Consider the following 22,409-nt stretch of genomic DNA (forward strand, 5'->3'; position numbering starts at 1 on the left):
GCTGGCCTATCGTGCTCTTCATGCGTTTGAAATCAAACATCTGGGTTTCCGCTTACCTGCGCCGGTGCCAGACCGAGGGCGTGTTCGGGGCGGTGCGCCGTCGCGGTGCCGAGGAGGCGGGGGCGGTATTCGTGAAGGTGTCGCTGCTCGACGGCAATGCGATGCTGTACGCGCCGGCGCCGCAGACCGTCTATGACGACGGCCGCCCGGTCGATCGCTTCTTCGTGCCGGTCGCGCAGCAGCCCTTGCCGGAGCACACCATCGAGGAGCGCCTCACCAAGGAAATCCGCTTCGATCCAGATGCCTGGATCGTCGAGACCGAGGACCGCGAAGGCCGTCACTTCCTCGAATTGGCGAAGACCTAGCGGTCCGATCCGTCGGTGCCCGTCCGCACCGCAGGCGCCGAGCCCGGCTGCACGCCCGGCCGGGTCTGGTTGGCGCCCGCACGCGCGCGCTGGCGTTCGCTGTCATGCAGCGACGACTGGTATTTTGCGCGCGTGACCGCGAGCGTCGAGCCGCGCCAGGCCGCCAGCATCACCAGCGCGGAGCGGTCGTTGAGCCGGTCGTAGAGCCGCGACAACCGGTACACCGCATCGACCGACGTGCCGATCTCCGGCTTGAAGAACAGGAGGATGCGCTGGAAGTTCGGGCTCGGCATGTCGAGCGCGCGCGCTGCGACCGCGAGCGCTTCGCCGCCGGCATCGTCGACGATCTGCGCCGCGACGCGCGAGGGCAGGATCAGGCTGTCGCCGAGCTCGTAGGTGAAATTCTCGACATCGTTGGCGATTGCCGCCATCTCCAGGATCTGGATCGCACGCTTGGCGCGCACGGTCGGAATCCGCGGCGCGGCCTTCAGCGGGGTCTGCGCCAGATTGTGCAGGACCAGCGCGCGCTGGGTCGCATCGGCGCGGAAGAACATGTCGTGGATCTCGGCCGCTTCCTTCGGCTGCATCGCCATGTTGGCGGCCATGCGCAACTCGGCGTCGGTCGGCGCGCGAGCTGGCGAAGCCGCCTGCGGGGAGCTGCGAATTTCGCGCGCGAGCGGAACCCTGCGGCCTTCCTGGGTCGCAACCAGCCCGAGTTTCTGCAGGACCGGGACGGGCGTCTGCGGATAGATCGCAAGCTTCGCCTTGACGGCCGCGCGCGTCGCATCGTCGACCTGGTCGATCAGCCGCGTCGCAAGCTCGATGAACTGGCGCTGCTCGTCGTCGCTGTGGGTGGGCGCCTGGACATAGAGGTCCGTCAGCACGCGCAGCAGCGTCGGGCGAACATCGACGCCTTCGCGACGGGAGAGGCTCATCAGCCCGTCGAATCCGGGAAACAGCGACTTGGTCATGGAGAGATACGCGACCTGGAAAAGATACTCGTCCGCGAGCCTAACGCAGGTTCCTTTAAAGGCTCGTTAAGGAAAACGAGGCGTGAAGTCGACACCATCATTTCAGGTGTTGTCGTCCCGCAACGGGACGCGGGAGGCCGCCCGTGAAGTTACGGTCCGGCAGGCGCGTTTACACCCCGTTAACCATGAACTGATCTTAATGAACGCACGTTGCACCAGCGCGCTCGGTCGCGCGGCAATTGATAGAGAGCTGATATGGGGACCATTATCGAATTTCCGGCCGGTCGCCGGGCAGGCTCGTCGGGGGATGCCACGCCGCGCACGGAAACGGGAACGATTCTGATCCTCCCCGTGATCCGCATCGAGCGCCAGCCGGAAGAGACCAGCGGCGATCGCGGGCCGGAGCAGGGCACAGCGCCGGGGCGCCGTCGTCGTCGCCGCTAGCATCCGGCTTCGCAATGCCGGATGCCATCCGCCAGATCCGCACCGTCGTAACGGCCGTCCTGCTCGCACTCGTCGGTGCGACGCTCGGCGCGTGCAGCGGCGGCGATTTCGGCCGCACCCGCGCTGACATGCGCAGCGACGACATGCATCGCTGGCTCGGGGCCGAGGCCACCGGCAGCGTCGGCCTGAAGTCGTCCCAATTCCAGCTCACCGACGCGGAGCGCCAGCTTCGCGATCTCGCCTATCCCATGATCGAGCCGCCGCTGTCGCGGCCGGCCTGGAAGAGCGTATTCGGCGACTACAAGGCGCTGCCGTCGCCCTGGCAGCAGAAGGTCGTGTTCGACCGCACCATGTATGGGCGCACGCTGATCGACGAGCCGCATCGCTCGCATTCCTCGCGCTATGCGCAGCTGATCGAGGACGTGCGCAACGACATCACCCGTTTCGAGCCGTTCTTCGGCTCCGCGATCCGCGTCATCGATCTCGACAGGAAGCGCGATGCCAGCATGGCGCGGGTCTCCGAGCTCTCGCCAAGGGAGAGGGACGATGCGGTCGCGCGCATGCAGGAGAACTCGCTGATCATCCAGTGGGTGCAGCAGTGCCTCGAGCAGCGCGTCTCGTCCTATCGCTGGGCGCTGGAGCGTCTGGTGATCCAGGCGCCCGACGGCATGGCCGCCGATGCCGACCGCCTGATCGGCGAGCTCGCAGCTCAGACCGCCAATCCGCCGGTTGCGGCCCAGCCGCCCTACGGGCGCGCCGTGGTCACGAAGGGCTAGGACTTCCTGCGCTTGTTACGCCGTGGGCCGATCTGATCCGGCTTTTGCCGCTGCTTCTGGAGCTTCCCGACAAACTCCTTCAGCGCATCCGCCAGCGGCTCTGAGGCGCGGTAGGCGAGGCCGACCTCGCGTTTGACCCTGACCTCGATCTCGCGTACCGCGACATCAGGATTGCCGCGCGCCACGCCTTCCGGGACGATGGCAATGCCGACGCCGGCCGCGACCAGCGCCATCGCCCAATCCTCCGATTGCGCGATCGCCGCGGTCTGCCTTCGTTGTGAGCTCCGACCGAAGAATTCGCTTTGCTCGCAATGGCAGCGGTCGATCAGGGGGACGCCGGCGAGATCGGCGGTCCGCAGCTTTTCCTTCAGCGTCAGCGGATGCGAGGGCGGAAGTGCCGCGACATAGCGCTCACTCCACAGCGTGACGAAATGCTCGTCGGCGCGGAGCATGCTCTTCGAGATGATGCGCGCATCGGCGCGCTCGTCGCTGCCGACGAGGCGGAGCGCGACGTCGGTGCGTGACGTCAGCGGCTTCAGCAGCGCGATCGTTCGGGGTATGTCGAGCGTGCGCATCAGTCCGAGCGTGACGGTGGTCTTCGTATTCGGCTTCCTGAACAGGCTGCGTGCGGCGTCCGCATCGTCGATGATGCGGCGGGCCAGCGCATGAAACTGCTCGGCTGAGGCGGTCGGCGCGACGCCCTTCTTGTGCCGGATGAACAGCGTGGTGCCGAGCTCGGTCTCCAGATGGGTGATCGCGGTCGAGATCGACGGCTGCGACACGAAGCATACGCGCGCCGCTGCGGTCAGGTTGCGCTCGCGGTACACGGCGGCGAAGTAGCGAAGCTCGCGGATGTCCATAGGATAAGCCTAGAGATAATATCAATATTCAATATTTTACCTATAGATGGCCCGGTGGCAAGAACGCCCTGCTCGCAACAGCAGGAACGCGCCATGAAGATCCACCACCTCAACACCGGCACGATGTGCCCCATGGGCCGCCGCCTTGTGAACGGCACTGGCGGCCTGTTCCAGCGCGCCCGCCTGGTCTGCCATTGCCTGCTGGTCGAGACGAAGGACGGACTCGCTCTGGTCGACACCGGCATCGGTCTCGGCGATATCGCAACACCCGATCGGCTGGGTGGCCGATGGCTGCGCCAGACCGCGCCGAGGCTGGATCCGGCGGAGACGGCGGTCGAGCAGGTGAAGGCGCTCGGCTACTCACCCGGCGATGTGCGCCACGTGCTGCTGACGCATCTCGACCGCGACCACGCCGGCGGCGTGCCGGACTTTCCCCATGCCGCGATCCACGTCCATCGCGCCGAATACGACATGGCGGTGCTACGCAAGCCCGCGCCGCCCGAAGGGCGCTATGTCACGGGGCAGTGGAGCCATGGGCCGGGCTGGGCATTCTATGGCGAGGCCGGCGAGGACTGGTTCGGCTTCAAGGGCGTGCGCGCGCTCGGCGACAAGGAAGCCGACATCCTGATGATCCCGCTCGCCGGTCACACGCTCGGCCATTGCGGCATCGCGGTGCGATCAGCTGACAGATGGCTGCTGCATGCCGGCGACAGCTATTTCCACCACGCCCAGCTCGACCCGTCGCCGCGCGTGCCGTTGATGCTGGGTTATTTCCAGCGCCGCGGCGACATGGATCGCAAGATGCGGATCGCCAACCAGGCGCGACTGCGAGCGCTGAAGCTCAACCACGGCGACCGCGTGAACATCGTCAACAGCCACGATCCCCACGACTACGAGAACTGCCGATGCGAAGGGCATCAGCTGTCATGAGGGCCGGTGCTCTCTAACAGATGGGCCCAAGTCCTGACAATTCGTGCTAAGGATGTCGCTTGGACGCCGGTAAGAACCAACAACATGATTTGTGAACAGTCTCGCGATCGGTTGGCTCTGGCGCTTCGGCGCTACGTGGCCGGACATATCAGTAACGACGATTTGGACGGCACCAAGGTCGATTGGCGGGATCGCGGCGCAGTTGCGGTCCAGCAGATGGCATGGAGCCTCTACGACGATACCAAGCACCACTATGCAACAGGCAGGCACGCGATAAACAGCGACGGCAAGCGGATTGTCGCAAGGTTGATCGTGTTTTTGCATAGTGACAGGGAGTATCTATGGCCCGACTATTCTTTCATTCAAATCATCAATTGGCCCCTCAACTTGTTGACCCTTGGCTGGTGGGAGCGCTGCAAGAACGTTCGTCGCCAGGAATTTGAGCAAGCAGGGGACTTCGCTGCATGGCCGTTCATAGCGATGACTGACCTTGATGAGGAAGCTCAAAAACCACGATACTTGTCAGGGCGCCGTCGGCACTGACTTCCGCTATGGGGCACAAAGGGGCATCTTGGCCCTGTCCGATCTTGGCGCGAGCGCGCCTCAGCCGAATGACGCTCGCCAGGAACTGTTATCTCCGGGAAGCAGTCCCTTGCGCCAGCAGAAGCCGATGCTTCACCGTTCGGGCGATTGCCGCCGGTGCGTCGTCGGGGATCGCGAAGCATGAGCTCGCGTTGATTTCGCACAGGACGTATGTGTCGGTGCCGGCGGCGTCGCGGGGCCCGTACAGGAAGTCGGCGTCCCCGATCACCGGCAGCGACGGTTCGTCGATGCCGAGCGTGTCCATCAGCTGCGGCGTCCATTCGTCCTCCATCGCTCTTCGGAGCGCCTGGAATTGCGAAGCATCGGGTCCGTGCATGATCCGTGGGCCCGGCTGCGCCTCGGGTGCGTCGGGGCCTTCCGGCGGCGGCGGGATCAGGGCCTTGATCAATTGATGCCCGAAGCCCGCGACCTTGGCGCCGCTCATGTAGCAGCGGATCATGCCGTCGGGCAGACGGGGTTGGAACGCCTGGTCGATGATGCAGCCGCCCCATCCGAAATACGGTTCGCAGCGGGCGAGGAGGGCATCGAGCGGCATGTCCTCGGGCAGACTGCCGCGTTGGGCATGCAGCACGCGAACCATGGCGTTCGCGTTGGGCAGCGCCTCCACCTTCCACACCCCCTGGCCGCCATTGCCGCGATTTTGCTTGAGCACGCGCGGACCGTTCGCCTGAAGGCGCGCGGGAAATTCGGCGCGGAAGCTTGCGGCGGTGTCATAGCGATGCGTGTCGGCTCCCCAGCCGAGATGACGCGTTCGGTGGAGCACGTCCTTGACGCCCATCTTCAGGATCACGTCGGGATGTGCGCTCACCCATGGCCCTTGCGCCGCAACGTCGCGAAGCAGCGGGTCGAGGGCCTCGCGCGTCTTGCCCTGATGGATCGGATCGACCCAGACGAGCACGCCATCGACGGCGAGCAGTTGATCGCGGACGGCGTCGGCGAAGATCTCGTCGTAGATCACCGGGCGGGCGTCGATGCCGACCGCGGCGAGTGCTTCGAAAACGCGGACGAAGCGGCTGTTTTGTGCCGTCGTGTCCCGGCGCGCCGCAGCGTCGCCGCGGGAAAGGATGGCAACGGTATGGCGGAGAGGAGGGTGGCGTTCGGTATCCATGCGCAAGCTCCACGAATGGCGTGCTGCGCAGAGCTTGGACCGAGGTCTCACGGGGAGTCTGCTTCGTCCCCACACCGATCAATCTACGTGAAATCGTCCGGCCGTTGCAAGATGGCGATTGTGCGGTTCCGTCCAGACGGCGAACCCCTCGCGCTCGCTACTCCGGTGGCGGCGGATAGCGGTCGAATGTCGGCAGTTCGTGCGCGCGCTCCATCCACCGAAGGCGCTCTGCGACCTGGATGTGCATCGTCGCCGGTACGGCATCGGGATCGTCGTAGGTCGCGCTCTGGACGTCGATGACCCCGGGCAACATGTCGGCATTGACATAAAACAGGCCGGTTCCGCAGTCGCCGCAAAAGTGCCGCCGCGCATGTTCCGAGGAGCTGTAGACCTTGGGCTCGCCCTTGGTCACCTTGACGGCATCGTCCGCGTACATCGTCCAGCCGACGACGGGAGCGCCGGCGTGAAGCCTGCAATCGCGACAGTGACACAGCGCATGCACGATCGCTTCGCCCTCGACCTGATAGCGGATCGCGCCGCAATGACAGCCGCCGGTGATGGTGCTCATGCGTTCCTCCCGATGGAAGCGAGGTTTCGTTGATCGATAGCTCTCGAGACCCGCGGCTTCAACGGCGCAATCGATTTGCGATTGCGTCCTACTGTCGCGTGACAACTCCTGCCACGGCGCGGGCGAGGTGATCCGCGACTACCATTTGAACGAAGCCGCGATCTCGTAGCTGCGCGGCGCGCCGAGGATGATCTGGTCGGTGTAACCCGGATCGCCCCAGGCGGCGTAGAGCTTGTTGGTCAGGTTCCTCACACGAAAGCTGATCCGGGTCTGGTCGACGCCCGGGAAATAGGCTTTGGGGATGTCGACGAATGCGAACGCGTCGAAGATCGTGTAGGCGTCCATCGTGACCAGATTGTCCTGGAAGTTGAAGCGGTCGCCGACGTGACGGACGAGGCCGCCGATCTCCACCGGCAGCTTCGTGTCGAAGCGATAGGAGGCGCCGGCGTTGGCGATGAAGTTGGGAACGTTGGGCGGCGTCTTGCCCGAATAACATTGCCGTCCACATAGGTGAAGTCGATGAAGCGCGACTGCACGAAGGCGACGTTGCCCCATAGTTTCAGGCCGGCGACCGGATTGACCGCGGCAGCAATCTCGACGCCCTTGGAGGCCATCTTGCCGGCGACGTTGAAGAGGATGCCGCTTTCGGGGACGTAGACGTTCTTGCGCTCGATGTCGAAGGCCGAGAACGTGGCCTCCGCGCGCTTGTCGGCCGATAGCAGCTTCACGCCGGTCTCGTAGGTCCGCGACGTCGTGAGCAGCAGCGGCGTCGTGGGCCTGAGGATGAAGATGTTCGCCACCGTCGGGTCGGCTGCCGTCGCGTACTGGCTGTAAAGCATCACGCCGGGCGCGATGTCCCAGGTGTAGCCGATGCGTCCGGTGACCGGATTGAACGTCTTCGAGAAAGGATAGCTGGCTTTCAGGAGGCCATTCTCGTCGAAGCGGGTCCGCGACAGCTCGATATTCTCAAAACGGATGCCGCCGATCAGCGCGAAGGTCGAGGTCAGCTTGAGCCGGTCCTCGAACGACAGCGAGGCGGTGTCGAGATGGGTATAGATCTTCTCGTCGGCGCGCGGGCCATAGAACCCCCGATCCGGGTTGAGGAGGTCGACGTAGTCATTGAAGAACAGCGTGTCCTGCGAGACGTTGAACTGATTGCTGCTCGCCGCCACGGTGGCGACGAAGCGATTGTCCATTCCGCCGACGTTGGAATTGACGGTGAGGTCGGTGATGTTGCCGTAGAGCCGCTGCGCGTGATCCAGCGCCAGGCGCTCGCGGTAGATGCTCAGCGCGCCTGCGAAACTGCCTACGGTCTGGTCGAACGACGAGATCTCGTTGTTGAACCAGTGCCGGTGGGCGTCATAGCCATAGACTTGGCTCTTCAGCGAGATGTTGTTGGTGATGTCCCATTGAAAGCCGCTGCGCAGCCAGAGCTCGTTGGCGCCGCTGTGATTGTCGAGCACGTTGTAGTTCGTGGTCAGCGTGCGCGCGTCGATGGTGACCGGGACCGGCGTGCCGCCGCCGAGGTAATAGTTGCTCCAGAGGCCGGAGACGACGCCGTACGTCGGCACGATGCCCGGCGCGTTCGCCGGCACCAGCGGCGTTCCCCAGTAGAACCGGTCGTTGTCCTGCCTGTATTCGACCGCGCCCCAGATCTTCAGGTTCTCGTTGACGCGATAGTTCAGCCGGCCCGAGACGTTGCTGAGCTTCGAATAGGTGTCGTCGATAAAGCCCTTGTTGTTGAAATGGCTGATGTCGAAGCGGTAGTCGAGGCCGTTGATCAGCGTGCTGCCGCCCGATCCGTAACCGGCGCGATAGCCGTTGAAGGAATCCCAGGAGGTGAAGGCGTCGTTGACGATTGGTCCGGTGTGCGGCACCTTGTTCACGTAGTCGATGGCGCCGCCGGTCGCACCGAGGCCCGCCACCAGCGAGTCCGGTCCCTTGATGATCTCGACCTGCTGGAGGCCAGCCACGTCCATGGGACGGCCGGTCATGGTCGACGGCCCGATCGGGATGCCGTTGTAGAGCGTGGAGATCTGGTCGCCGGAAAAGCCACGCATCGAGAAGATGGCGGGCGCGCCGGGCGCATCGCCGCCGGTGACGCCGACTGCAGCCTTGGCGACGTCGGTCGTGGTCCGGATGCCCAGTTCCTGCATCGTCCGCTGACTGATGACCTCGACGGTCGCCGGCATCTCGCGCGCGATGATGCCGAGCCGGGAGCCGACGTCGGTGACGGCTGCCGTGTTGAGCGGCGTCTGCACCGGGCCGCTCGGAGCTTGCGTGGCCGGAACGGAGACTGCAGGGGCGCCACGATTGCGTCCCGCGGAGCGCCGGGCCGCGCGCTGCTTCTGAGTGCCGGGGCTGACGGCAGGAGCCTGTCGCGGCGCAGGCGGCGACACGATCACCGGGCCGACCTCCCGGGAGCGGTTGTCCTGCGCCGCGCTTTGCGCGAGCGCCGCGGACGACAGCGACACCGACGAGAGCAGAGTAATCAGGAAAGCACGCGATAACGCCGGCCTTGCGCCAGCACGGAAATGAAGATTTTGCACGACAACGCTCTGCGGCGACGCAAACAAACCGTCACCGCGGTTGCCTTAGTCATCCACCTTCGCCCCAGGCGGCGGATGCACCGGCTACTTGTCCGACATCAGGGCACCCCGCCCAATGCGTTCGCGCGTGACCATGGCTGGCAGCAGGTTTCCTGGCTCGCGGGTCATCGCCTTCGACCACCTTCCCAGAGGCCCAAGCGGGGCTCCAGTGGTTCGTTTGGTCGTCGGCTATCCGCCTACAGTTGCGGGGGCAGCCGCGGAATTGCCCACTAAGGTGGACGCACCGCATTCCCTTGAAGAGTCCTTGCGGACACTACCGATCACGAAACTGGCATCAGGGGATGAGCGCGTCAACATCCGCGCGGGCTGCTGGACGGGCCGGTCGGTCGATGGTGGCCTTATGTTGCTGTTTTGCACGATAGTCCGAAGGGCTGCGTCGAAACGTCCAACCCGGCCTCCGGACGAGCCTGGGTAACGAACGCTTGACCACGATCAATGACTGCCTTTGGTGTCCGAATATGCTACTGAGGCCATGTTCCGGCCCGACAAGGTAAGTCGATATTGATGCAGTTCGTCCGTACCATCCTGGCAGTCGCCATCGCCATCTCCCTGGCGATGCTGCCGGTTGGCGCGTCCGCGGCGAACCTCGCAATGTCGTCGGATGATATGGCGACGACCATGCACATGAGCGGCGACGCCGACATGTCGATGGACGATTGTTGTCCCGACATGAAGGGAACGGGCTCCCATAGCGGCGGCTACAAGTGCGGGATGGGCTTCTGCTGCGTCGGTGGGATCATCGCGCTCGGTGATGTCAGGCCCGCGGCGTTCGAACGTCTCGCCGTCATGGCCAGCACGATGGCTATCCCCCCGGATCAGGTCGTTTCCTCCCGCGGCGGCAGTCCTCCTTTCCGACCTCCTCGAATCTGATCTCGCAAAGCCCGAGACGCGAGCGGCATGCCTGCTCGCGACGACGACTGACGTGCGCGCTTCACGCGCCACGGCGAAAGATCAATTCATGAGGACAGGACAATGCTTTCCAAGATCAGCACCGCGGCTCTCGCCGCCACCCTTTCGCTTGCCGCTTCCGCCGCGACGGCGGGCGCGGGCGACTACGCCTTCGAGCCCGTCAATCCGGAGATGAAGAAGGGCGAAGACGTCACGCTCGCCGTTCGCCTGACGAACAAGCAGACCGGCAAGCCGATACCGGACGCGGTCATCTTCAAGACCCGCCTCGACATGGCCCCGGACGGGATGGCCGAGATGGAATCGGCGGTCGCGCCGCTGCCGTCCAGGGAGCCGGGTGTGTACGCCTTCAAGACGGACCTGCCGATGGCTGGCCGCTACCAGATGACGCTGTCCGTGAAGGTGCAGGGCGAACCGGAGACCGTCACCGGCAAGGTGATCGTCACGGCGGTCAAGTGAGCGTTCGGGCGCTGCCCGGCGGCGCCCGACATTCCCCTTTTTCCTTCACACGGACGCGCGCTCCCGGGCGCGCGGATACACGACATGAAAACGCTGCGTCTCCTGACGGCACTTGCGCTGGGCGGCGGCCTGGTCCTGGCCGGCTACTACTGGCATTCGAACGGTGCGGGCTGGCTCGCTGAGGCCGACATATCATCGGCTGCGGCTGCCGCGGAGCGAAGTCCGCTCTACTACCGCGATCCAAGCGGTGCGCCGCTCTGGTCTGCGGGTCCGAAGAAGGACGACCGCGGGCGGGACTATCTGCCGGTCTACGACGACGGAGCGGCCGTCACGCCGGCGCCGCCGAAGGCGCAGGCGGCTTCGCCGCGAAAAATCCTCTACTACCGCAATCCCATGGGGCTGCCCGATACCTCGCCCGTCCCGAAGAAGGATCCGATGGGGATGGACTATGTCGCCGTTTACGAAGGCGACGACACCGACGACGGCACGGTGAAGCTGTCGCCCGGCAAGATCCAGCGCGCGGGCGTGAAGTCCGAGCCCGTCGCACGGCGCTCGATCCGGGTCTCGGTGAAGGCGCCCGGCACGATCCAGCTCGATGAACGCCGCGTGTCGGTGATCGCGATGCGCGCCGAAAGCTTCGTGCAGAAGGTCGCCGACGTGACGACCGGGACGCGCGTGAAGGCCGGCCAGCCGCTGATGGAAATCTACAGTTCGGCGGTGGCGTCCGCGGCGGCGGAATATCTCGCGACGATCACCTCCAAGACGGTCGGCGGTGTCGAGATGTACGGCCGCGGCTCGCGACAGCGGCTGGTCAATCTCGACGTTCCCGAGTCCGTCATCGCGGAGATGGACAAGACGCACACCGCGCCCGTGGCCATACGCTGGTCTGCACCGCGCGACGGGGTCGTGCTCGAACGCAACGCGATCGAAGGTATGCGGGCCAATCCCGGCGACGTCCTGTTCCGGATCGCGGACACCTCGGTCGTCTGGGCGCTGGTCGACGTGGCCGAGCGCGATCTCGGCAACATCGCGGTGGGCCAGTCGGTCGCGGTGCGCGCGCGCAGTTTCCCCGGCCGAACCTTCACCGGGACAATCGCCGTCGTCTATCCGCAGGTGAACCGCGACACGCGCACCGTTCGCATCAGGATCGAGCTCGCCAATCCGGACGCGGTGCTACTGCCCGACATGTACGTCGATGCCGACATCGACACGGCCGATGCCGCGCCCGTCCTGGCGATACAGGACAGCGCGGTGCTCGACACCGGCATCCGGCAGGCCGTCCTCGTCGACAAGGGGGAAGGGCGCTTCGAACCGCGGGAAGTCAAGCTCGGCCGTCGCGGCGGCGGTTATGTCGAGGTGCGCCATGGTCTCGCGGACGGCGAGGCGGTGGTAACCTCCGCCAACTTCCTGATCGATGCGGAAAGCAACCTGAAGGCGGCGCTGAAGGGGTTTGGCGAGGCGGCGTCCCAGGCCACCGACGCCGGCCCTGGCAATGCAACGGGAGATCATAAATGATCGCCCGCATCATCGCCTGGTCGGCGCGCAATCTGCTGCTCGTGCTGTTCGGGACCGGCTTCGCGGCCGCCGCCGGCCTCTATGCCCTGATTCACCTTCCGCTGGATGCGATCCCGGACCTCTCGGATACGCAGGTCATCGTCTACACCGAGTATCCCGGCCAGGCGCCGCAGGTGATCGAGGATCAGGTCACCTATCCGCTGACGACGGCGATGCTCACCGTGCCGAAATCGAAGGTCGTCCGTGGCTTCTCGTTCTTCGGCGTTTCCTTCGTCTACGTGATCTTCGAGGACGGCACCGACATCTATTGGGCGCGGTCGCGCGTCATGGAATTCCTGAACAGCGCGGCGTCCAGGCTTCCCGCCGGCGTCACCCCAACCATCGGGCCCGACGCGACCGGCGTCGGCTGGGTCTACCAATACGCCGTCGTATCGAAGGAATTGAACCTGGCGGACACGCGCACGATCCAGGACTGGAATCTGAAGTTCGCGCTGGCCAAGGCCGAAGGTGTCGCCGAGGTCGCCAGCGTCGGCGGCTTCGTCAAGCAGTACAACGTGGTCCTCGACCCGCAGCGGATGCGCGACCGCGGCATCAGCATGCAGAAAATACGTGAGGCGATCCGCGCCAGCAACGCCGACGTCGGCGGCCGCACCGTCGAGCTCTCCGAGTTCGAATACGTCATCCGCGGCAAGGGCTACATCAAGAGCATCAACGATCTCGGCAACATCGTGCTGAAGACGAGCAACGGCACGCCGGTGCTGTTGCGGGACGTCGCCAACGTCGAGCTCGGGCCAGACGAGCGGCGCGGCATCGCCGAATTGAATGGTGAGGGCGAGGTCGCAAGCGGCATTGTGCTGCAGCGGTTCGGCGTCAACGCCCTCGACGTCATCGAAAACGTCAAGAAGCGCTTCAGGGAGATCGCGAGCAGTCTGCCGAAATCGGTCGAGATCGTGCCGGTCTACGACCGGTCGAACCTGATCTACGCGGCCATCGATACCCTCAAGCATACGCTGTTCGAGGAGAGCATCGTCGTCGGGCTCGTCTGCATCGTGTTCCTGCTGCATGTCCGCAGCGCACTCGTCGCGATCCTGATGTTGCCGGTCGGCGTGTTGATGGCGTTTGGCGCCATGAAGCTGCTCGGGCTGGGATCGAACATCATGAGCCTCGGCGGCATCGCGATTGCCATCGGCGCCATGGTGGACGCCGCCATCGTCATGATCGAGAACGCACACAAGCACCTCGAACGGGCGAGGCCCGATCAGTCGCGCGTGCAGGTTCTGATCGACGCGGCATCCGAGGTCGGCCCCGCGCTCTTCTTCAGCCTGTTGATCATCACCGTGTCGTTCATGCCGATCTTCACGCTGGAATCGCAGGAGGGCCGATTGTTCAGCCCGCTGGCGTTCACGAAAACCTTCTCCATGGCCGCCGCGGCCTTGCTGTCCGTCACCCTGGTGCCGGCGCTGATGGTGATCTTCGTCCGCGGCAGGATCGTCCCGGAGAGCAGGAACGTCATCAACCGCTTCCTGATCTGGGTCTACCGTCCCGTGATCAAGGGGGTTCTGCGCGCGAAGACGCTGGTCATCCTGGCTTCGCTCGTCGTGCTTGCGGTGACGATCTGGCCGGCGCGCCAGCTCGGCACCGAGTTCATGCCGGCGCTGAATGAGGGAACGCTGCTCTACATGCCAACGACGCTGCCCGGCATTTCGGTCACCAAGGCGGCCGAGCTGATGCAGGTGCAGGACCGCATCATCAAGTCGTTCCCGGAGGTCGCTTCGGTCTATGGCAAGGCGGGACGAGCCGCCACTGCGACCGATCCCGCCCCGACCGAGATGTTTGAGACGATCGTCAACCTGAAGCCGAAGGAGCAGTGGCGCTCCGGCGTTACCGTCGACAGTCTCATCGCCGAGATGGACAAGGCGTTGCAGTTTCCAGGCGTCTCCAATGCCTGGACCATGCCGATCAAGGCGCGCATCGACATGCTCTCCACCGGAATCCGCACGCCGGTCGGCGTCAAGGTCATGGGCACGGACCTCGCCGAGATCGATCGGCTCGCGAAGCAGATCGAACGCGTCATCAAGACCGTGCCCGGCACGTCGTCTGCCTACGCCGAGCGCGGCATCGGCGGCTATTATCTCGAGATCGTTCCCGACCGTGAGGCGCTCGCCCGTTACGGCATCCTGATCCAGGACGTCCAGGACACCATCGCGGCCGCGCTCGGCGGTCAGACGGTCACGACGACCGTGGAGGGCCGGCAGCGGTTCACGGTGAACATGCGCTATCCGCGCGACCTTCGCGACAACCCCAAGGCCATCGCCAGCGATATCCTGGTGCCAATGCCGTCGGGCGGCGCCGTGCCGCTCGGCGAGGTAGCGAAGGTCGAACCCGCGCGCGGGCCGACGTCGATCCGGACGGAGAACGGCCAGCTTGCGACCTACATCTATGTCGACATCCGGGATCGCGACATCGGAAGCTACGTCGCCGATGCACAACGCGCCGTGATGGAGAGCATCCGGTTTCCCGCCGGCACCTACGTCGTGTGGAGCGGCCAGTACGAGTATCTGCAGCGCGCCGCCGCCCGTCTGAAGATCGTCGTGCCCGTGACGCTCACGATCATCTTCCTGCTGCTGTACCTGAACTTCCGCGCGATGACCGAGACGCTGATCGTGATGCTGTCAATGCCGTTCGCGCTGGTCGGCGGCATCTGGATGATGTGGTGGCTCGGCTTCAATCTGTCCGTTGCCGTCGCGGTCGGCTTCATCGCGCTCGCAGGCGTCGCCGCCGAGACGGGTGTCGTCATGCTGATCTACCTCGATCACGCGCTGGCCGAGGTGAAGGCCAGGTGCCGCGCCGAGGGGAGGCCACTGACGCGCCGGGATCTCCACGACGCCATCATGGTGGGCGCGGTTGAGCGCGTGCGGCCCAAGATGATGACGGTGGTTGCCATCATGGCCGGTCTGCTGCCGATCATGTGGAGCACCGGGGCCGGATCGGAGATCATGCAGCGCATTGCGGTGCCGATGATCGGCGGCATGACGTCGTCGACACTGCTGACGCTCGTCGTGATCCCCGCAATTTTCGGCTTGGTAAAGGGGCGGGGGCTTCCATCGGGCGAGCGATCGGCTCCTGCCGACGAATGGACCGCGCGCGCGTCGCAAGCCGCCGAATAGGCTGGGCGGAGGTCGTCTTCATGGCGACCGCCGCTCCGACGTGAAAAAGCCCGCGGCGGATTCCGACCGAGGAGCGTTAGGGGCGGTGAGTTGCCTGGCGCGCTTCGACCACCTCGCCGTCCTCCTTTACGAACCGGCCGACCGGATTGTCGAGGAGGTCGACGACGGCTTCGGAAGGGCGGCACAAGCGCGTGCCCTTCGAGGTCACGACGATCGGGCGGTTGATGAGAATGGGATGCGCGAGCATCTGGTCGATCAACTGGTCGTCGGTCCATTTGGGGTCGGCGAGGCCGAGCTCCTTGTACGGCGTGCCCTTCTCGCGCAGCAATGCGCGAACCGGAATGCCCATCGCTGCAATCAGCTGCTTGAGCGTCTCGCGCGATGGCGGGGTCTTGAGATATTCGATGACAGTGGGCTCCGCGCCGCTCTGCCGGATCATCGCAAGCGTGTTGCGCGAGGTGCCGCAATCGGGGTTGTGGTAGATCGTAACGTTCATCGGGTCGTCTCCGCAATCGGGATAGGGCCGCGCGACTTCGACTGTCCGAGCAGCCAGTTCATCAACAGCATGCCGGCGAATGCTCCGCAGAGCTCCGCAAGGATGAATCCGGGCAGGTCGGTCGGACGAATGCCCGAGAACGTGTTTGTCAGCGACCGCGCGATGGCCACCGCCGGATTTGCAAACGATGTGGAGGCCGTGAACCAATAGGCTGCCGTGATGTAAAGGCCCACCAGCCAGGGAACCGCGGTCCGCTGAAATCGGATGCCGGCCAGGATCGTCGCGACCAGACCGAAGGCGGCGACCGCTTCGGCGAACCATTGCGGCCCTCCCGTTCGAACCTTCGTCGAGAAATCGAGCAGGGGAAGTCCGAACATCAGATGCGCGGCCATCGTTCCCGCGATGCCGCCGGCGATCTGCGCGACCACGTAGAGCACGGCTTCGTTGACCGGAAGCTCGCGCTTGCCGGCGAAGACGAGGGTCACGGCGGGATTGAAATGCGCGCCGGAGATCGGACCGAGCACGGTGATCAGGACAACCAGAATGGCTCCGGTCGGCAGGGTATTGCACAGAAGCGCCAGCGCCACGTCCCTGGTCAGCGTCTCGGCCATGATGCCGGAGCCGACGACGGTGGCGACGAGAATGCCGGTGCCGAGCGCTTCGGCTGCGAGGCGCCGTGGAAGATCGAAATTGTCCATCAGCCGGCCTTCGGCGTTGAATGTGTTGCGCCCTCGGAGCGTCCGATCTCGGATTGAAAGCGGCCGACTCCGTCCTTGCGCAGGATCGACTCGGCGAGGATCGAGCGCGCCGAATTGCCGGTGCACAGGAACAAAACATTGTACATCTGGTCAGGCACGGCTTCGCTCCTTTCGTTTTGGCGGGCAGCAGGCTTGAAGGCTCTCGACGACCGGTTCGCAAACCTCCGGCCGGCCGCCGCAGCAATCCCGAAGCAGGAAAACCGCAACGTCCCTGAACTCCGCAAGGTTGGCGCGATAGACAATCGAACGACTGTGTCGCTCGGAGGTGACGAGGCGGGCACGCGTCAGGATCGAGAGATGAGCCGAAAGCGTATTCGGCGGGACTTCCAGCAGACGTGCGAGGTCGCCGGCCGCAAGGCCATCGGGCTCGTGTCGGACCAGCGTCCGGAAGGCCTCCAGACGGGTCGATTGTGACAGGGCGGCGAGCGCGAGGACGGCTTCTTCAGTTTCCATATATCCAGATTTATGGAATTATAAGATGCTCGTCAATCCGAAATCCGGAGAGCCCGTCTCGCGTCGGAAGGAGTTATTCGGCAACATTGGCTTGAGGGCATCGATTGGCGCGCATCGTAAATTACCGCATCGAGTGAAAATCATGGCGGGCTGGCGCCAACGGCGGCCACAGAAGCGCGCGAACGATGAGCGGAATACCAACCGCAAAAGGTATCAGCCAGTACATGAAATGAGGCAGGTCCTTCCAAAGCGGAAGCTGCTTTCCATTGTCCACGTAGAAAGCAACCAGCATCAGTATGTACGACAGGCCCATCCCCGCGATATGGAGCCTGACCCAATACCACCAGCGGCGCCGGAGCGCAGTGCGCCCGATCCAGGCGCAAGTGAATGACAACGCACCGAGAACGAACAAGTGATAGTTTTCGGCCCTGCGCATGAGCGACAGTAGCGTCGCGGACGCGAAGAGCGCCAGCAGGGACCAGAAATAGGTCGTTCCAAGCCTCGAATGACGCCCGCGACGCTTCTGACTCAACATCGCGATTGCGCCGATCGCAACGCACGCAAGGCCCAGGGGGATATGCACCCCCAGGACCACCGCCAGAAAGAAGGGGTCGGTCGAAGGAATTTCGATGCCTGCCACGATGGTCGTTTCTCCGCCCGTCATGGCGTTACTCCCATCTTGCAATTCATCATCGATTCGGCCGACGAGGACGGTCGTTTGACGGCAAATGCTCCGGCGCCGCAGACAATGCAAAGCGCGCAGCAGGCGATCAGGACGGCTGTATAGCTTCCCGTCCAATCGACACTTGCCGCGAAAGGCAGAGGACCGAACGCCGCGCCGGCAATGCCGAACACGAACGACGCGCCCCTAATTGCGCCCAGATGGTCTCGGCCGAAATACTGCGCGTAGCCGGCGGCGTTGATAGCTTGCTGCGAACCGTACGCCCCTCCCAGGCTCAGCGCGTACAGCACACTGATGGCGACGCCGTTGCCAAACGCCGGAAGGGCCGTCGCCAGCGCAAGCATGAACATCGCAAGTGGAACCAGGTGCCGCGGTTCATAGCGATCCACCAGAAATCCGGTGCCGAGTGTCGCAACAGCCTGAACGCCGGCAAGAAGCGACAACAGTAGCAGTGCGTCGCTGTGTGCGATCCCGGCCGTCTGCATGATGGAGAAATGATTGAGCAAGAGCGCGGTGCCGATGGCATTGGTCAGAAAGCCTGCCGCACACAGCAGCCAGAATACGCCGGTACGGAGCGCTTGTTCGCGCGTAAACGAGGGCTCCTCCCGTGGATATTCTGCGGCCGTTAGCAGCCCGGCGTCCGTGCTGAGGCCGAATTTTTCCGGCCGATCGCGAAACAGCACGGCAGCAACCGGCAGAATGGTGAGTGCGACAAGCCCGGCAAGCGCGAGATAGGCGCCTCGCCAACCGTAGAGCGAGATGAGAGCATCGATGAGCTTCGGAAAGATCATGGAACCAGTCGCGAGCCCGAGGCTGGCCGCCGCAGCGGCAATCCCGCGCCGACGCACAAACCACAGATTGACGACCTGCTGACTGACGAGGCTAAGGCCGCCGATCGCCGCGCCACGCAACAGCGCGAATCCGACGAGCAGCATTATTGCGGATTGAACTGTCGCCATGAGGGCGCAGGCCAAGGCGAGGCCACCGGCGATGATGGTCGCCGTCAGGCGGGGTCCACGCCGGTCGATCCAGCGACCGATCAAAGGGGCCGGCAGAATTCCCGCAAGCGTTCCAACTGCATAAGCGATCGAGGCCGATGTGCGCGAGATGCCAAGATCGGCAGTGATGGGATCGAAGAAAACTGAAACGCCTGCCGTTTGGCCGGGCAGGGTCATGAACGAGCCGAAGGTGCCCGCGCCCAGGATGATCCAGCCATAATGGAGAGCCGACGTTCGGGGGCTCACCACCCGCACCTGATCAACTCGCCCGGCGCGTCGCCGTCGCCGGCACATCGCTCGCAAATCCCTCGCAGCAATGCTCGCGCAAGAACTCGATGACTCCGTCCATGCGATCATATTGAGCGCGGCAGATCACCGTGCGCCCGTTTTTCTCTTGAGCGACGAGGCCTGCCGTAACCAGCCCGCGCAGATGAAAGGCGAGCGTTGAGGCCGGTACGTCGAGACGGGTCTGGATATCGGTGATGTTAAGGCCGGGTGGCCCGGCCCGAACCAGAAGCCGATAAATGTCCAGGCGCGTCAAATTGCCTAATTCGGCCAGGCAACGTGCAGCGATTTTGCGGTTCATGGGTTCCCTCATACCGCAAACTCCTGAGAATTAAAACTATAATCCTAGTTTTATAGTTTTAATAGAAATCCAATTTACGAACTGGCCGCGGTTACGCTGAACGACTAGAATGCGTTGTGTCTCGCGATCGAGGAAAGCCGGCGATGCAAACCCAATCGGTCATTACGTGTCCGGTCTGTCATCACGCGTCGGCCGAAACCATGCCGACTGACGCCTGTCAGTTCTTCTACGATTGCAAGGGATGCGGGACCCGGCTCAAGCCGACGAGCGGCGATTGCTGCGTCTTCTGTTCGTACGGATCGGTCCCTTGTCCGCCGATCCAGCAGAACGGAAAGTGCTGCTGAAGCAGCCCCGCCGGGGGTGGTCTCTCCCATATTTCCAATATTCTAGAAATACAGTTGACGGCGAGGGGGGATCGGCGCATCTTAGGGTCATGAAGATCGACGACGCAGCAGCACGCTTGGAAGCTCTGGGTAACCGGACCCGGCTTCAGATCTATCGGGCCCTGGTCCGGGCTGGACAGCCGGGCATGCCCGTCGGTCGCTTGCAGGACAAGCTGAAGATCCCGGCATCGACGCTATCTCATCACATCAAGTCTCTGGTTGCGGTCGGGCTCATTAGTCAGGTCCGCGAATCCACGACCCTGGTCTGCCACGCGAACTACGACGGGATGCGGGGCCTGGTGGATTTCCTGGTGTCGGAGTGCTGTGCGGACGAAACCGAATGCAAGGATGCCAAGACGGCGGCCTGATTTTTTTGGCCGAATTATTCGATGATTCTAGAATAATGGGAGTAGCGAAATGAGCGGCGGAAAGACAGTCGCCATTATCGGGGCGGGGCCGGTCGGCCTGGCTGCGGCCGCGCACGTGCTCGAACGCGGCATGTCTCCCATTGTGCTCGAGGCCGGACCCGAAGCCGGACACGCCGTCCGCCAGTGGCAGCAGGTTCAGCTGTTCTCGCCGTGGGAGTACAATGTCGACAAGGCCGCCGCGCGCCTGCTTGCACCGACGGGATGGAATTCGCCGGACCCGCAATCCTATCCGACCGGCGGCGAACTGCTTGACCGATACCTGATGCCGCTCGCGACGCGAACGTCGCTACGTGATGTGATCCGGACCTCCAGCCGCGTCTCGGCCATCAGCCGCGTCGGCTTCGACAAGGCAAAGACCAGGGGGCGCGAGCAGGCGCCTTTTGAAATCCGCTACCAGAACGGCAAGGGGCCCGAGGTTCTGCGTGCAGATGCCGTGATCGATACCTCAGGCACATGGTTCTCCCCCAATCCGGCCGGCCGCAACGGTTTGCCGGCGATCGGTGAGTCCGCATGCGGCGACCGTGTCGCCTATGGCATGCCGGATGTCCGGGGTGTCGCTCGTTCCAGATATGCTGGCAAGACCGTTGCTGTCTTGGGCGCGGGTCATTCAGCGGTGGGCACGCTGATCGATCTCGTACATCTCGCCGACGAAGTGCCGGGTACGCAGCCTGTCTGGCTGTTGCGCGGCGCCGATCCCGCGAAGGCTTTTGGCGGCGGCCGTAACGATAAACTCGCGGCGCGCGGCGAACTTGGCAGTGCCTTCGCCGCACTTGTTGCCTCCGGGAAGATCAAGGTCGAAACCGAATTCGGCGTCACGCACCTCTCGGACTCCGAAGGTCGCCTCAAGATCGCGGCAGGGTCCTGTTGCGGTGGGCGAAGCGTGGTCGTGGACGAACTGATCGTGTCGACAGGTTTCCGTCCTGACTTCTCGTTCCTGTCCGAACTGCGTTTGCGGCTCGATCCCGCCATCGACGCACCGGTCGCTCTCGCACCGCTGATCGACCCCAACGAGCATAGCTGCGGGACGGTGCGTCCCCACGGCGCGCGCGAGCTCGCGCATGATGAAGCGGGTTTCTACATGGCGGGCATGAAGTCGTACGGCCGCGCTCCGACCTTCCTGATGATGACGGGTTATGAGCAGGTTCGCTCGATTGCGGCCGACATCGCTGGCGACAAGGAGGCGGCGGCGAGGGTGGAGCTTGTGCTGCCGGAGACCGGCGTCTGCACACGTGGCGGTGTCGAGGCCGCCGGGACCGCATCGGGATGTTGCGGCGGGCCGGCGAAGGAGGATTTGTCCGCCTGCTGTGCTGCCGACGAAACGGCCAAGAAGGCCGGCGCTTCGGGGTGTGGTTGTTCATGACGCAAGTTCCTGCGGGCCAAGCCCGAGGCCCGCTCGGCGTCGTCGCCGCGCTCGGCACCGCGCAAACGGTTGCATGGGCGTCGAGCTATTATCTCCCGGCCATCCTGGCTGCGCCGATTGCGCGCGATCTCGGTCTCGCGCCGACTTACGTGTTCGGCGCGCTGTCGGGAGCGCTCGTCATCTCTGGTCTGCTCGGCCCGCGCGTGGGGCATGCCATCGATACGTTTGGCGGGCGCAGCCTGCTTGCCATTTCGAACCTCGTGTTTGTGGCAGGCCTGCTCCTGCTGTCCGTGGCCCATGGCGTGACGGTGTTGATTGCGGCCTGGGCGTTGCTCGGGATCGGCATGGACATGGGCCTCTATGAGGCGGCCTTTGCGACGCTTGCGCGCATCTACGGTACCAATGCACGACGAACCATCACCGGCATCACGCTGATCGCCGGTTTCGCCAGCACGCTCGGCTGGCCCCTCACGACCTGGCTCGCGTCGGAGTACGGCTGGCGCGTCGCCTGCCAGGTATGGGCGGCGATCCATATCGCTGTTGCGTTACCGCTCAATCTCTCGCTGCCGCGCGCCGTTCCATTGGACCAGCAGGCTCGACCGAGGCCGGGTGCAATCCAGCAATCCGGACGCCAGAGCGAAGCCTTCGCGATGGTGCTGCTGGCTTACATGTTCGCGGCAGCAAGCTTCGTCAGTTCGGGCATCTCGGCCATTCAGAGCTGGCCCCGGTTGTTTGGACAGCGCCCCGCTGGATTTAAGTGGATTCCTGCCGGGTTATGCTGAACGCGGGGCTTTACGATTTTGTCGTTGCGTCGGGAGGGCGTAGCCCGACCAGAGCGACGACAAAATCGTCGGCGACGGTCATGCGGCCATTGCGGAGATAAACTTCTTCGTATTTGACCGTGCGCCAGAGCCGCTCGACAAACACGTTGTCGCGCCAGGCGCCCTTGCCGTCCATGCTGATGGCGATCTTCGCGTCCAGCAG

At 64.2% G+C, this 22,409-nt stretch carries 25 protein-coding genes, 1 pseudogene and 1 riboswitch; of the genes and pseudogenes, 13 read left to right on the forward strand and 13 right to left on the reverse strand.

Annotation, left to right across the window (positions count from 1 at the left end; translation table 11 throughout):
- Positions 1–20 precede the first annotated feature (20 nt).
- Positions 21–365, forward strand: a complete 345-nt coding sequence (locus QJT78_RS10380; RefSeq protein WP_028149942.1) for a DUF1491 family protein — start codon at positions 21–23, stop codon at positions 363–365.
- Here QJT78_RS10380 and QJT78_RS10385 read toward each other — a convergent pair.
- Positions 362–1,336: a DUF2336 domain-containing protein gene (locus QJT78_RS10385; RefSeq protein WP_028149941.1), complete on the reverse strand. Its 975-nt coding sequence runs from the start codon at positions 1,334–1,336 to the stop codon at positions 362–364. The genes QJT78_RS10380 and QJT78_RS10385 overlap by 4 nt on opposite strands.
- A 255-nt stretch (positions 1,337–1,591) precedes the next feature.
- Between QJT78_RS10385 and QJT78_RS10390 the strand changes: the two genes are divergently transcribed.
- Together QJT78_RS10390 and QJT78_RS10395 are read left to right on the forward strand one after the other, a co-directional pair.
- Positions 1,592–1,780, forward strand: a complete 189-nt coding sequence (locus QJT78_RS10390) for a hypothetical protein (RefSeq protein ID WP_028149940.1) — start codon at positions 1,592–1,594, stop codon at positions 1,778–1,780.
- A 14-nt stretch (positions 1,781–1,794) separates the two neighbouring features.
- Complete coding sequence (locus QJT78_RS10395) at positions 1,795–2,556, forward strand: hypothetical protein (RefSeq protein ID WP_028149939.1); 762 nt, start codon at positions 1,795–1,797, stop codon at positions 2,554–2,556.
- On the opposite strand, the gene QJT78_RS10400 is transcribed toward QJT78_RS10395, so the two are convergent.
- A complete protein-coding gene (locus QJT78_RS10400; RefSeq protein ID WP_028149938.1) occupies positions 2,553–3,416 on the reverse strand; it encodes a LysR family transcriptional regulator in 864 nt (287 codons plus the stop codon). The two genes, QJT78_RS10395 and QJT78_RS10400, sit on opposite strands and share 4 nt — an antisense overlap.
- A gap of 93 nt (positions 3,417–3,509) precedes the next feature.
- On the opposite strand from QJT78_RS10400, the gene QJT78_RS10405 reads away from it, so the two are divergent.
- A complete protein-coding gene (locus QJT78_RS10405) occupies positions 3,510–4,346 on the forward strand; it encodes an MBL fold metallo-hydrolase (protein WP_028149937.1) in 837 nt (278 codons plus the stop codon).
- A gap of 84 nt (positions 4,347–4,430) precedes the next feature.
- Complete coding sequence (locus tag QJT78_RS10410; RefSeq protein WP_155257829.1) at positions 4,431–4,889, forward strand: hypothetical protein; 459 nt, start codon at positions 4,431–4,433, stop codon at positions 4,887–4,889.
- Between the two features lie 88 nt (positions 4,890–4,977).
- Here QJT78_RS10410 and QJT78_RS10415 read toward each other — a convergent pair whose 3' ends face one another.
- The 3 genes from QJT78_RS10415 to QJT78_RS53150 all read right to left on the reverse strand — a co-directional run bounded on the left by QJT78_RS10415 (position 4,978) and on the right by QJT78_RS53150 (position 9,174).
- On the reverse strand, positions 4,978–6,057 hold the full coding sequence (locus QJT78_RS10415) for a Cj0069 family protein (protein WP_038942577.1): 1,080 nt from the start codon (positions 6,055–6,057) through the stop codon (positions 4,978–4,980).
- 157 nt (positions 6,058–6,214) lie between these two features.
- A complete protein-coding gene (locus tag QJT78_RS10420) occupies positions 6,215–6,625 on the reverse strand; it encodes a GFA family protein (RefSeq protein WP_028149934.1) in 411 nt (136 codons plus the stop codon).
- A gap of 248 nt (positions 6,626–6,873) precedes the next feature.
- Complete coding sequence (locus QJT78_RS53150) at positions 6,874–9,174, reverse strand: TonB-dependent receptor (protein WP_335337533.1); 2,301 nt, start codon at positions 9,172–9,174, stop codon at positions 6,874–6,876.
- A 124-nt stretch (positions 9,175–9,298) separates the two neighbouring features.
- A riboswitch (cobalamin riboswitch) is annotated at positions 9,299–9,507 on the reverse strand.
- Between the two features lie 231 nt (positions 9,508–9,738).
- Here QJT78_RS53150 and QJT78_RS10435 point away from each other — a divergent pair.
- From QJT78_RS10435 to QJT78_RS10450, 4 genes are all read left to right on the forward strand, one after another.
- On the forward strand, positions 9,739–10,104 hold the full coding sequence (locus QJT78_RS10435) for a hypothetical protein (RefSeq protein ID WP_028149933.1): 366 nt from the start codon (positions 9,739–9,741) through the stop codon (positions 10,102–10,104).
- 102 nt (positions 10,105–10,206) lie between these two features.
- Positions 10,207–10,599, forward strand: coding sequence for a FixH family protein (locus QJT78_RS10440; RefSeq protein WP_038942578.1), 393 nt, complete (start codon positions 10,207–10,209; stop codon positions 10,597–10,599).
- 84 nt (positions 10,600–10,683) lie between these two features.
- Positions 10,684–12,114 (forward strand): efflux RND transporter periplasmic adaptor subunit, encoded by a 1,431-nt coding sequence (locus QJT78_RS10445; RefSeq protein ID WP_028149931.1) that lies wholly within the window; start codon positions 10,684–10,686, stop codon positions 12,112–12,114.
- The gene (locus tag QJT78_RS10450; protein WP_038952482.1) at positions 12,111–15,281 is read left to right on the forward strand and encodes an efflux RND transporter permease subunit; all 3,171 of its coding nucleotides are present in this window, start codon (positions 12,111–12,113) and stop codon (positions 15,279–15,281) included. The genes QJT78_RS10445 and QJT78_RS10450 overlap by 4 nt, the downstream gene beginning before the upstream one ends.
- Before the next feature lie 76 nt (positions 15,282–15,357).
- Here the strand turns inward: QJT78_RS10450 and arsC are convergent, their stop codons facing one another.
- The 7 genes and pseudogenes from arsC to QJT78_RS10485 form a co-directional block, all read right to left on the reverse strand.
- The gene (gene arsC, locus QJT78_RS10455) at positions 15,358–15,777 is read right to left on the reverse strand and encodes an arsenate reductase (glutaredoxin) (protein ID WP_028149929.1); all 420 of its coding nucleotides are present in this window, start codon (positions 15,775–15,777) and stop codon (positions 15,358–15,360) included.
- Positions 15,774–16,475 (reverse strand): MIP/aquaporin family protein, encoded by a 702-nt coding sequence (locus tag QJT78_RS10460; protein WP_038942582.1) that lies wholly within the window; start codon positions 16,473–16,475, stop codon positions 15,774–15,776. The genes arsC and QJT78_RS10460 overlap by 4 nt, the downstream gene beginning before the upstream one ends.
- Before the next feature lie 50 nt (positions 16,476–16,525).
- Positions 16,526–16,633, reverse strand: a pseudogene (locus QJT78_RS10465) (arsenate reductase ArsC); the annotation flags it as partial.
- Complete coding sequence (locus QJT78_RS10470) at positions 16,626–16,988, reverse strand: metalloregulator ArsR/SmtB family transcription factor (RefSeq protein WP_028149927.1); 363 nt, start codon at positions 16,986–16,988, stop codon at positions 16,626–16,628. The pseudogene QJT78_RS10465 and the gene QJT78_RS10470, both read right to left, overlap by 8 nt.
- Positions 16,989–17,109: 121 nt before the next feature.
- Positions 17,110–17,652 (reverse strand): hypothetical protein, encoded by a 543-nt coding sequence (locus QJT78_RS10475; RefSeq protein WP_038942583.1) that lies wholly within the window; start codon positions 17,650–17,652, stop codon positions 17,110–17,112.
- Entirely contained in the window at positions 17,649–18,914 is a 1,266-nt protein-coding gene (locus QJT78_RS10480; protein ID WP_162136527.1) for an MFS transporter, read from the reverse strand. The genes QJT78_RS10475 and QJT78_RS10480 overlap by 4 nt, the downstream gene beginning before the upstream one ends.
- 13 nt (positions 18,915–18,927) lie before the next feature.
- A complete protein-coding gene (locus tag QJT78_RS10485) occupies positions 18,928–19,254 on the reverse strand; it encodes a helix-turn-helix domain-containing protein (protein WP_028149924.1) in 327 nt (108 codons plus the stop codon).
- A gap of 143 nt (positions 19,255–19,397) precedes the next feature.
- Between QJT78_RS10485 and QJT78_RS10490 the strand changes: the two genes are divergently transcribed.
- The 4 genes from QJT78_RS10490 to QJT78_RS10505 all read left to right on the forward strand — a co-directional run bounded on the left by QJT78_RS10490 (position 19,398) and on the right by QJT78_RS10505 (position 22,207).
- Positions 19,398–19,598 carry a GDCCVxC domain-containing (seleno)protein gene (locus tag QJT78_RS10490; protein WP_080586512.1) on the forward strand — a complete coding sequence of 67 codons (201 nt, stop codon included), beginning with the start codon at positions 19,398–19,400 and terminating at the stop codon, positions 19,596–19,598.
- An 89-nt stretch (positions 19,599–19,687) separates the two neighbouring features.
- Positions 19,688–20,005: a helix-turn-helix domain-containing protein gene (locus QJT78_RS10495; RefSeq protein ID WP_028149923.1), complete on the forward strand. Its 318-nt coding sequence runs from the start codon at positions 19,688–19,690 to the stop codon at positions 20,003–20,005.
- A gap of 49 nt (positions 20,006–20,054) precedes the next feature.
- Positions 20,055–21,425: an NAD(P)-binding domain-containing protein gene (locus QJT78_RS10500; RefSeq protein ID WP_028149922.1), complete on the forward strand. Its 1,371-nt coding sequence runs from the start codon at positions 20,055–20,057 to the stop codon at positions 21,423–21,425.
- Complete coding sequence (locus QJT78_RS10505; RefSeq protein ID WP_281460227.1) at positions 21,422–22,207, forward strand: MFS transporter; 786 nt, start codon at positions 21,422–21,424, stop codon at positions 22,205–22,207. The genes QJT78_RS10500 and QJT78_RS10505 overlap by 4 nt, the downstream gene beginning before the upstream one ends.
- Positions 22,208–22,217: 10 nt before the next feature.
- On the opposite strand, the gene QJT78_RS10510 is transcribed toward QJT78_RS10505, so the two are convergent.
- Positions 22,218–22,409 (reverse strand): hypothetical protein (locus QJT78_RS10510; RefSeq protein ID WP_281460228.1); only part of this gene is annotated, 192 nt, incomplete at its 5' end.

Source organism: Bradyrhizobium sp. Mp27, from assembly GCF_029953005.1.
GTDB lineage: Bacteria > Pseudomonadota > Alphaproteobacteria > Rhizobiales > Xanthobacteraceae > Bradyrhizobium > Bradyrhizobium barranii.